We start from the raw sequence: 10,181 nt of genomic DNA, 5'->3' as shown, positions 1-10,181 counted from the left end.
CGATCCTGCAACCCTTGCCGACTTCATCGAGCGTGATCAGCTTGGCCGGTCTGGCACTGTGGTGGCCGGGGCGGAGGGCAGCGTTAACATTTTCACGCCAGAATAAGCAGCCCGAAGAGGGCGCACGCGGGAATAGCGGAAAGTGTTGTCATTTGAGCACTGACAACATTATCTGCCTGCGTGCTAGGTTTGGTTCGGCTTTCGGCAGGGAGACGGAGACGGAGTCCGGGCATGTCTCGACTTCGGTGCCGAAGGTGCCTCTAGGTCAGAATTTGAATTCAAGGAGACTCCCCCCGTGATTTTTGACACTTTTGGACGTTGCGTACTCGCGGGTGCGCTGGCCGTAGGGCTCGGTTGTGCCGGTTTCTCCGCTCCTGCATCTGCCTTCGTGAGCGAAGTCCGAGGCGGTATCTATGCCCATGATACGTTCAGCTCCAGTGGCGAGGACGATCATGCAGACATCAATGCCGAGATCGTTTTTCAGACGCCGTCATTTCTGGCATGGGCGTTCAATCCGCGTCCGCGTCTCGGCGGCACGCTGAGCGGTGATGGTGGCACGAGCTTCGTCTATCTCGACGTGCTCGGCTGGACCGTTGACCTGACGGACAATCTCTTTGTGGACGTATCAGTCGGTGGCGCCCTGCACGACGGCAATCTGAAGGGCAATGCGCCCAATGAGCGCTATTTCGGCTGCCGCGCGAACTTCCATGAAAGCGCTTCGATCGGCTACCGCATCACGCCGCAGCTCTCGATCATGGCAAGCGTCGAGCATATGTCCAACGCATCGCTCTGTGACCAGAATGACGGTCTGACGAATGCGGGTGTCCGGCTCGGCTATTCCTTCTGATCTCTGAGTAACAGCCTCGCCGGACAAGGTTCGGCGAGGCTGTTACCAGAGCCAGGTCTGCGGGTCGGCGATTGCCCGGCCTTCGCCTGTGTGAGTGGATTTAATCGGCTGAGTTGGAAGTCTTGTCCACTAAGCGCTTAAATTCGAGCGGACTCGCGATTAACGGAAAATTTATATTTCCAACGCCCGTACCCCGAACGATTACACGCCCATAACCCAGCATTCGGCCCAAAAGGCCTTGTCGCAGATTTGTGCCTTCTATTCGTCTGATATCGATCTCATCAACGTGACGGGATATAACCCCTCGTTTGTAAATTACACGCTTATTGGTGATAACGAATTCTTTTAAATAATAGCTCAGAAACATATAGATGGCGATTATGGGGCCTATCACAACCGTCAGTCCGATGAGTGCGATTAGTATGGCTATAACAAGATAAATCCAATGTATTCTTGCTTCGCCAATGACTTTTTCATCGGAGTCAATTATTTCGGCTACATACCCCACTGTTTCTCTCCTGCATTTGCGTGAATAACGGTCAGGCGATCACGATGAATCAACATAATGAACTTAACTCTTCATCGTTCTTCAGACCACTTCAATTCCCACGCTCTCCTCAAAAAACATTCTACAAATTTCAGATTCTGAATATCTAAAGGGTTGAGGATGCCCACCATTTACATGATCCGTCACGGGGAAGCCGCAGCAGGGTGGGGAGCCGATCTCGACCCCGGCCTTTCGGAGAAGGGGCGCGCGCAGGCGGAAGCCATTGCCCGGCAAGTCGAAGAACGCGTGGGTCGCAAGCTGCCGCTTCTGTCCTCGCCGCTTCGCCGCTGCCGCGAAACGTCCCTTCCGCTTGCCACGAAATGGAACACGGAACCGCGCATTGAAACGCGCGTCGCCGAAATCCCGTCTCCGGTTGAAGACCTGGAAAAGCGCGGCGCATGGCTTCTCCGCGTCATGTCCGGCACATGGGATGATGCGGCTCTGCCGGAAAACACGGGCAATGGTGCTGTCGATCTGCTGGGCTGGCGCAAATCGGTCGTGGATGCTCTGACGGAGCTGAAGGAAGACACCGTCATCTTCTCGCATTTCATCGCCATCAACGTCGCTGCCGGCTGGGCGACGGAAGACAACCGCCTCGTCACATTCCGTCCCGACAATTGCTCCCTCACTGTTTTCGAAACAGATGGAAGCGCATTGAAGCTGGTGGAGAAGGGCCGCGAGGCGGAAACGAAGGTCAACTAGGCCGCAGCGCGTGCGGGGTCGGGGAGGCGGATGCAGCTTCCGTTTTCCCGCCGCAATCGCATGGCTATGATGCGGCATGAAAATGCCGCCTGATTCTGTTGAACTGCTCACTGTCGCCGAGATGACGCGCGCCGATGCGATGACCATTGCGCGCGGCACAAGCGGAATCACGCTTATGGAGAATGCGGGGCGGGCCGTCGCTGAAGCGATCACAGCGCGCTTTCCGCAAGGCCCGGTCTCCGTGTTCTGCGGGCCGGGCAATAATGGCGGCGACGGATTTGTGATCGCACGCCTGCTGGCAGACCAGGGCTGGCCCGTCACGCTCTTTCTGCTGGGTGCGCGCGATGCGCTGAAAGGCGATGCGGCCCTCGCGGCGGATCGTTGGTCCGGTGCCGTTCACCCGCTGACGTCAGAGGCGGGCAGGGGCGCTTCGCTCATCGTTGATGCAATTTTTGGCGCTGGTCTTTCGCGCGATGTGGATGGCGTGGTCGCCGAACTCATCCAGCGCATCAACGAAGAGCGCGTACCTGTCGTCTCGGTTGACGTGCCAAGCGGCATCGATGGCGATAGCGGGCTTGTGCGCGGCATCGCCTTCGCGGCCGCGCTCACTGTCACCTTCTTCCGGGCCAAGCCGGGCCATGTGCTGTTGCCGGGCCGACTTTATGCAGGTGAGCTGAAAGTGGCCGATATCGGTATCGCAGAAAATGTGCTGACGGAAATTGCGCCCGAAGCCTTTCTCAACCAGCCCGCGCTCTGGTCCGCCTCCTTTCCGCGCCCGAGGCTCGACAGCCATAAATATACGCGCGGCCATGCGGTCGTCGTTTCCGGTGGCGCATCGCATACGGGCGCTGCGCGGCTCGGTGCGCGGGCGGCGCTGCGGGCGGGCGCGGGGCTTGTCACGGTTGCTTCGCCGCCCTCTGCGCTGCTCATCAACGCCTCGCACCTCACTTCCATCATGGTGCAGGTTTTCGATGGCGCGGATGACCTGACCGCCATTCTCGAAGACAAGCGCAAGAATGCGCTCCTTATCGGCCCCGGTGCCGGGGTCGGCCCAGCCACGCGCGAAAATGTGCTGGCGGCGCTTCTCTCCGGCACGGCCATCGTGCTGGACGCCGACGCGCTGACCTCTTTCGCGGAAATCCCGCGCGATCTCTTCGTTGCCATCAAGGGTTACTTTGCCGGCCCCGTCATCATGACACCGCATGAAGGCGAGTTTGCCCGGCTATTCCCGAAAATCGCCGCAGAAGGCGGCTCCAAGCCGGAGCGCGCTCGCAAGGCCGCGGCGGAAGCAGCCGCAACCATCATCCTCAAAGGGGCCGATACGGTGGTGGCCTCGCCGGAGGGAAGGGTGGCCATTGCACGGAATGCTGGGCCGGAACTTGCAACGGCAGGCTCCGGCGATGTGCTGGCGGGCATCGCGCTCGGCCTTCTCGCGCAGGGCATGCCCCCGTTCGAGGCTGCCGCTGCGGCTGTCTGGCTTCACGGGGAGGCGGGGCGCTGTTTCGGCCCCGGTCTCATCTCCGAGGATTTGCCGGAAATGCTGCCCGCCGTGCTCCGGGATTTGCTCCGCCGCATTTAAACGCAGTTGGGGCGGCAAAGGCGCGGCTTTTGCTGGCAATCCCCCCATGCCCTTGATATAGAGAGCGCCAAATTGGGGACCGGCTGGCCTTGGATGGGCCTCGCCAGAGCCCTTTTCGCGGGCGTGGCGGAATTGGTAGACGCGCTGGATTTAGGTTCCAGTGCCGCAAGGCGTGGGGGTTCAAATCCCTCCGCCCGCACCAGGCCGGAAGCCCGGCACACAAACGGATTGGACGATGCAGGTCACGGTTACAAACGCGGATGGACTGAAGCGCGAATTGAAGATTCAGGTTCCCGCTCAGGATCTCGAAAGCAAACTCGGCGCGAAGCTCGAAGAAATGAAGGGCCAGGTGCGCCTCAAGGGGTTCCGCCCCGGCAAGGTGCCGGTGAGCCATCTGCGCAAGACCTTCGGCAAGCAGATCATGGGCGAGGTCATTCAGGAGACTGTTGGCGAGTCGAGCCAGAAGGCCATCCAGGATGAGGCGCTGCGCCCGGCCTTCCAGCCTTCCATCGACCTCGAAGGCGAAATCCAGGATGTGATCGACGGCAAGGCCGACCTCACCTTCAAGGTGAGCTTCGAAGTAATCCCGTCCTTTGAAATTGCTGATTTTTCAAAGGTTACGCTGGAACGCCTCACGGCTGAGGTGAGCGATGCGGATGTCGATGAGGCGCTGAAGCGTCTCGCCGAGAACCAGAAGAACTTCGAGCCGCGCGCCGAGGGGGCGAAGGCCGAGAAGGGCGATCTTCTGACGCTCGATTTCGTCGGCAAGATCGACGGCGAAGCATTTGAAGGTGGCTCCGCAGAAGACGCTAACCTTGAAATCGGCTCGGGCCGCTTCATCCCCGGCTTCGAAGATCAGCTTGTCGGCGCCGCCGTTGGCGACGAGGTCGAAGTGAAGGTGACCTTCCCGGCCGATTACGGTGCGGAACATCTGGCCGGCAAGGACGCTGTCTTTGAGGTCAAGGTGAAGGAAGTGAAGGCCCCGGCAGAAGTGAAGGTGGATGACGAGTTCGCCAAGCGCTTCGGCATTGAAAGCCTTGAAAAGCTCCGTGAGGCGCTGACCGAACAGATGAAGAGCGACTTCGCCCGTATGTCGCGCCAGCATCTGAAGCGCGCCATGCTGGACAAGCTCGACGAACTTCATGACTTCGAACTGCCGCCGACCATGGTGGAGCAGGAGTTCAACCAGATCTGGCACCAGTTCGAGCATGAGCTGCAGCACCAGAACAAGACGCTTGCTGATCTGGACGAGCCGGAAGAGGAAGTCCGCGCCGAATACCGCAAGATTGCGGAACGTCGCGTGCGCCTCGGCCTCGTGCTGGCCGAAGTCGGTGAGAAGAACTCGATCACCGTGACGGAGCAGGAACTGAACCAGGCGCTGGCTGAGCGTGCCCGCCAGTTCCCCGGTCAAGAACGTCAGCTCTATCAGTTCTTCCAGCAGAACCCGCAGGCTATTCAGGAACTGCGCGCTCCGATCTTTGAAGACAAGGTGGTGGACTTCATCGCCGAACTGGCAACCGTGACCGACAAGGTGGTCAGCCGTGAAGAACTCTTCACGGACCCCGATGCCGATGAGCATGATCACGACCATCATCATCACCACGATCATGACCATGATCACGACCATGACCACGACCACGATCATGGCGACGAGAAGCCGAAGAAGGCCGCGCCCAAGAAGGCAGCAGCCAAGAAGTCTTCTGCCAAGAAGAAGGAAGACTGAGCGGCGGATCCGCTTCAGACACACAAAAGGCCCGGCTGATCGCCGGGCCTTTTCCGTTTTCGGAGGGCAGGGATTGCGGCCTCCGTATGGCGATGCCGCGTCGCGGGGAAGGCACTGAAAAATATTTCGCGCGGCACAGAAACATGTTGCGCAGACTCAGCGATACCTATATCTCCGCGCATCACAAGACGCACAACGCACGTGCCGCTGGCCCATCGCAGGTTTATGCAACGACGGAAAGCGTCCTTTTTGGATCACGCCGGTTTCTGAAAGAGCCGGGTCTGAAAAAGGGTGTTTACGATGTTCGCTTCCGAGCCGGGCCGCCGTGCCCGTTCGCGCATTTCCACCAAATCCACCACCGCTTCCGTGTCGACCAGGAAGACCGTCGCTCGCCGCAAGCCGCGTCTGCGTCTTGTGCCGAAGGCAGCGGAGCTGCCGACAGAGCGCGGCGGCCTGCCGCCCAAGATCGCGCGATACCTTGCCACCGCAGAGATTCCCTCTCCCTGCCTTGTGGTCGATGTCGATATCGTCGCCCATAATTTCGAGGAGCTTGCCCGCTCGCTGCCCGACGCGCGTATCTATTACGCGGTGAAGGCAAACCCGGCGGATGAGATCATCGAGCGCCTTGCCGGGCTTGGCTCTTCCTTCGATACGGCCAGCATGGGCGAGATTGATCTCTGCCTTGCGCATGGCGTGTCGGCGGACCGGCTTTCCTTCGGCAATACCATCAAGAAGGAACGCGATATTGCGGATGCCTTTGCGAAGGGTGTGCGCCTCTATGCGTTCGACAGCGCGGCTGAACTGGAAAAGATCGCGCGCTCTGCGCCCGGCTCCAGGGTTTATTGCCGTGTACTGATGGAATGCGAAGGTGCGGAATGGCCGCTTTCGCGCAAGTTCGGCTGCGAACCTCAAATGGCCGTGGACCTGCTCGCGCAGGCAAAGGAACTGGGACTTGATGCCTATGGCGTCTCATTCCATGTCGGCTCGCAGCAGACAGACCTCACGCAATATGACAAGGCGTTGGCGCTTTCCTTGTCGCTTTTCGGCGCGCTGGAGGCGCGGGGCGTCACGCTGCGCATGGTCAATATGGGCGGCGGCTTCCCGTCGCGCTATCGCACCGACGTACCTTCGATTGCCGCCTATGGCGCGGCGATCCGCGAGGCGCTCGCGCGCCATTTCGGCGAGAACATGCCCGAAGTGATCGTGGAGCCGGGGCGCGGCGTGGTCGGCGATGCGGGCGTCATTCAGGCCGAAGTGGTGCTCGTTTCCGACAAGGGGGGCGACGATGCGCGACGATGGGTCTATCTCGACGCAGGCAAGTTCCACGGCCTCGCCGAGACGATGGATGAGGCGATCAAATACCGCCTGCTGACCTCGAAAGATGGCGGCGACACCTCGCCGGTCGTGCTTGCCGGCCCGACCTGCGACAGCGCCGACATTCTCTACGAGAAGACGGATTACCGCCTGCCGTCTGATCTGCAGGCAGGCGACAAGGTCTGGATTCTCGCCACGGGCGCCTACACGACCACCTATTCGGCGGTCTCCTTCAACGGCTTCCCGCCGCTCGCCAGCATCTGCATCTGATCGGGTTCAAGGGAGGGGGCAGGCCGCAAGGCTTGCCCCTTCCGCTACGGAATCAGCGGTTTTCGGCGGCATCCAGGTGGTGTGAAAAACCCTGCACAGCAGGGGGGCGAAATCTGGCGTTCCCGTCCCCATATAGCTTGCGCTAAGGTTCTGAACCGTCCATTTACCGATTCGGACTATTCAGTTTCATGCCGTTCTGCATGGGAGCACTATCGGTGCGCTCTTTGCAGGATAATGGCCCCCGCTGCTAAACAGGCTGGATCAGCCTCCAAAGTTCGATGCTCCAGGAGAGAAAATGAAAGACCCCATCGATACATACATGAACCTCGTGCCGATGGTCGTCGAGCAGACCAACCGGGGTGAGCGCGCTTATGACATTTTCTCGCGCCTGCTGAAGGAGCACATCATCTTTGTTGCTGGCCCGATCGAAGACAGCATGGCAATGCTGGTGACGGCGCAGCTTCTCTTCCTCGAAGCGGAGAATCCGAAGAAGGAAATCTCCATGTACATCAACTCGCCGGGTGGCGTGGTGACATCGGGTCTTGCTATCTACGACACGATGCAACATATCCGCCCGCCGGTTGCGACGGTTTGCATGGGGCAGGCCGCCTCCATGGGGTCGCTACTTCTTGCCGCAGGCGAAAAAGGCATGCGCCATGCCCTGCCGAATGCGCGTATCATGGTTCACCAGCCTTCCGGGGGCTTCCAGGGGCAGGCGACCGATATTGAAATTCATGCACGCGAGACGATTGCGATTCGTGAGCGCCTGAACAATATCTATGTGAAGCACACCGGCCAGAGCCTCAAGGCGGTCGAGGAAGCGCTGGAGCGCGACAATTTCATGAGCCCGGAGCGGGCTCAGGAGTTCGGCATCATCGACCATGTAGGGGTCGCGCGGCCGACAGATACGACGAAGTAAGCCTGAAAATAGCTTCGTTTTGCATGTTTTCCGCGGACTATCGCGGTTTTACCCAAGCCGGTTTGCCGGCTTCCGGGCCTTGCGAACGCCGGGTTAACCTCCCGGCGGAAGCGAGGGCCGGGGGCTCCGGGTAATGAAATGTTGATCCCCCGCCGGATAACATGCTCGTATGGATGCTGAGTAAGCAGGTCTGGATCTGCGTTTTCGGAACCCCATTTGTGAATGAACAAAGGGGCTCCTTGATCGGGCTCTGGAAGGCAGGCACGGTTTTGGTGCATTGATCCTGATGAGCAGGATAAGGCCCGTGGGTGACTAAGGAGTTCTTATGAGTAAGGTGAGCGGCGGCGACTCCAAGAACACGCTCTACTGTTCCTTTTGCGGCAAAAGCCAGCATGAGGTCAGGAAGCTGATTGCCGGGCCGACCGTCTTTATCTGCGACGAATGTGTTGAACTCTGCATGGACATCATTCGCGAGGAAAACAAATCCTCGCTGGTGAAGTCGCGTGACGGCGTTCCCTCGCCGCAGGAAATCTGCGCGGTTCTTGATGACTATGTGATCGGGCAGAAGCATGCCAAGCGCGTGCTCTCCGTGGCCGTTCACAACCACTACAAGCGCCTGAACCACGCTGCAAAGAACAATGATGTCGAACTGGCGAAGTCGAACATCCTGCTGATCGGCCCCACGGGTTGCGGCAAGACGCTACTTGCGCAGACGCTGGCGCGCATCCTCGATGTGCCCTTCACCATGGCCGACGCGACCACGCTGACGGAAGCGGGCTATGTGGGCGAGGATGTGGAGAACATCATTCTCAAGCTGCTTCAGGCCGCCGACTACAATGTCGAACGCGCGCAGCGCGGCATCGTCTATATCGACGAAGTGGACAAAATCAGCCGCAAGTCCGACAACCCGTCCATCACGCGCGACGTGTCGGGCGAAGGCGTGCAGCAGGCCCTGCTGAAGATCATGGAAGGCACCGTTGCCTCCGTGCCGCCGCAGGGCGGCCGCAAGCACCCGCAGCATGAGTTCCTGCAGGTGGACACGACGAACATCCTGTTCATCTGTGGCGGCGCCTTTGCGGGCCTTGAAAAGATCATCAGCCAGCGCGGCAAGGGTGCGGGCATCGGCTTTGGCGCGAAAGTGCAGGATGTCGAAGATCGCCGCACAGGTGACGTGCTGAAGGATCTCGAGCCGGAAGACCTGCTCAAATTCGGCCTCATTCCCGAATTTGTCGGTCGTATGCCGGTCCTCGCGACGCTGGAAGATCTGGATGAGGAAGCGCTCGTCACGATCCTCACCCAGCCGAAGAACGCGCTGGTGAAGCAGTATGAACGCCTCTTCGAAATGGAGAATGTGAGACTCACCTTCTCCGACGAGGCCCTGCGTGCCGTCGCCCGCAAGGCGATCGAGCGCAAGACCGGCGCACGCGGCCTGCGCTCTATTCTGGAAGCGATCCTGCTCGATACGATGTTCGACCTGCCGACGCTGGAGGGCGTCGAGGAGGTGGTCATCAGCGGCGAGGTTGTCGAAGGCAAGGCGCGCCCGCTCTACATCTATGCCGAAAGGCAGGGGGATGTGGGCACCTCCGCCTGAGGTTGACGCAGCGGCATAGCGCCGAAAAGCGACATTTTGTGACACAGAAGGTGGCCTTGAAAGCGTGAGCGTTCGAGGCCATTTTCTTTTCAACAGGGCTGCCCGTCAGGCACCAGATCCCCGGAACAGGAAGTTCCCGGTGGATAACCGTCCAAAGTCGCTGCGATACGCGCCCGGCTTCCCCGAATCCCGCTATTCTGGACGGACATGCGGCAAATCAGCATTCGTTCAGATTCGAATGGTAGGCTGGTTCTCGCGACGGGCGGCAGGCATTTGTAACGCAGGTATGTGAGCATGACAGACAAGGACGAAAACAGACAGGCAGAAGGCCAGGGCAAGGGCGAGGTGCTCGTGCTCCCGGTTCTCCCGCTCCGCGACATTGTCGTTTTCCCGCACATGATCGTGCCGCTCTTCGTCGGTCGCGAAAAGTCGGTGCAGGCGCTCGAAAATGTGATGCAGGACGACAAGCAGATTATGCTCGTCGCCCAGAAGAATGCCGCCGACGATAATCCGGAGACGGATGAAATCTACGAGATCGGCACCATCGGTACCGTGCTTCAGCTCCTGAAGCTCCCCGACAACACCGTCAAGGTGCTGGTCGAGGGTGTGCGCCGGGCGCGCGTGAAGCATTATACGGGCAATCAGGCCTTCTTCGAAGCCGAGGTCGAACCCATCGCGGAAGATACGGG

9 protein-coding genes and 1 tRNA gene are annotated in these 10,181 nt (G+C 59.7%); 9 read left to right on the top strand and 1 reads right to left on the bottom strand.

The features are described 5' to 3' along the window. Nucleotides 1-388: 388 nt before the first annotated feature. Nucleotides 389-847 (top strand): acyloxyacyl hydrolase, encoded by a 459-nt coding sequence (locus WBF74_RS04990; protein ID WP_424436084.1) that lies wholly within the window; start codon nucleotides 389-391, stop codon nucleotides 845-847. 100 nt (nucleotides 848-947) lie between these two features. Here the strand turns inward: WBF74_RS04990 and WBF74_RS04985 are convergent, their stop codons facing one another. Next, complete coding sequence (locus tag WBF74_RS04985) at nucleotides 948-1,355, bottom strand: PH domain-containing protein (RefSeq protein ID WP_424436081.1); 408 nt, start codon at nucleotides 1,353-1,355, stop codon at nucleotides 948-950. Nucleotides 1,356-1,514: 159 nt separating this feature from the next. Here WBF74_RS04985 and WBF74_RS04980 point away from each other — a divergent pair, with 159 nt between their 5' ends. The 8 genes from WBF74_RS04980 to WBF74_RS04945 form a co-directional block, all read left to right on the top strand. Continuing rightward, the gene (locus WBF74_RS04980; RefSeq protein ID WP_424436078.1) at nucleotides 1,515-2,096 is read left to right on the top strand and encodes a histidine phosphatase family protein; all 582 of its coding nucleotides are present in this window, start codon (nucleotides 1,515-1,517) and stop codon (nucleotides 2,094-2,096) included. A gap of 76 nt (nucleotides 2,097-2,172) precedes the next feature. Further along, entirely contained in the window at nucleotides 2,173-3,675 is a 1,503-nt protein-coding gene (locus WBF74_RS04975) for an NAD(P)H-hydrate dehydratase (protein WP_424436075.1), read from the top strand. 117 nt (nucleotides 3,676-3,792) lie between these two features. Beyond that, nucleotides 3,793-3,877 (top strand) — tRNA-Leu (locus WBF74_RS04970). 33 nt (nucleotides 3,878-3,910) lie between these two features. After that, complete coding sequence (gene tig / locus WBF74_RS04965) at nucleotides 3,911-5,398, top strand: trigger factor (RefSeq protein WP_424436072.1); 1,488 nt, start codon at nucleotides 3,911-3,913, stop codon at nucleotides 5,396-5,398. Between the two features lie 300 nt (nucleotides 5,399-5,698). After that, entirely contained in the window at nucleotides 5,699-6,982 is a 1,284-nt protein-coding gene (locus WBF74_RS04960; RefSeq protein ID WP_424436069.1) for a type III PLP-dependent enzyme, read from the top strand. Between the two features lie 295 nt (nucleotides 6,983-7,277). Beyond that, nucleotides 7,278-7,901, top strand: coding sequence for an ATP-dependent Clp protease proteolytic subunit (locus WBF74_RS04955; RefSeq protein ID WP_424436066.1), 624 nt, complete (start codon nucleotides 7,278-7,280; stop codon nucleotides 7,899-7,901). A gap of 325 nt (nucleotides 7,902-8,226) precedes the next feature. Continuing rightward, nucleotides 8,227-9,492, top strand: coding sequence for an ATP-dependent Clp protease ATP-binding subunit ClpX (clpX, locus tag WBF74_RS04950; protein ID WP_424436063.1), 1,266 nt, complete (start codon nucleotides 8,227-8,229; stop codon nucleotides 9,490-9,492). A gap of 294 nt (nucleotides 9,493-9,786) precedes the next feature. Next, a partial coding sequence (locus WBF74_RS04945; protein ID WP_424436060.1) for an LON peptidase substrate-binding domain-containing protein occupies nucleotides 9,787-10,181 on the top strand: 395 nt, incomplete at its 3' end.

The sequence above is a fragment of the Parvibaculum sp. genome, assembly GCF_049672805.1.
In the GTDB taxonomy this organism is placed as follows: Bacteria; Pseudomonadota; Alphaproteobacteria; order Parvibaculales; family Parvibaculaceae; genus Parvibaculum.
This window is presented reverse-complemented; position numbering and strand designations above follow the sequence as displayed.

What these genes read in the sequence shown, in the direction of transcription:
- WBF74_RS04980 (WP_424436078.1), top strand. Translation starts at nt 1,515, where the DNA reads ATGCCCACCATTTACATGATCCGTCACGGGGAAGCCGCAGCAGGGTGG.
- WBF74_RS04975 (WP_424436075.1), top strand. Translation starts at nt 2,173, where the DNA reads ATGAAAATGCCGCCTGATTCTGTTGAACTGCTCACTGTCGCCGAGATG.
- tig (WP_424436072.1), top strand. Translation starts at nt 3,911, where the DNA reads ATGCAGGTCACGGTTACAAACGCGGATGGACTGAAGCGCGAATTGAAG.
- WBF74_RS04960 (WP_424436069.1), top strand. Translation starts at nt 5,699, where the DNA reads ATGTTCGCTTCCGAGCCGGGCCGCCGTGCCCGTTCGCGCATTTCCACC.
- WBF74_RS04955 (WP_424436066.1), top strand. Translation starts at nt 7,278, where the DNA reads ATGAAAGACCCCATCGATACATACATGAACCTCGTGCCGATGGTCGTC.
- clpX (WP_424436063.1), top strand. Translation starts at nt 8,227, where the DNA reads ATGAGTAAGGTGAGCGGCGGCGACTCCAAGAACACGCTCTACTGTTCC.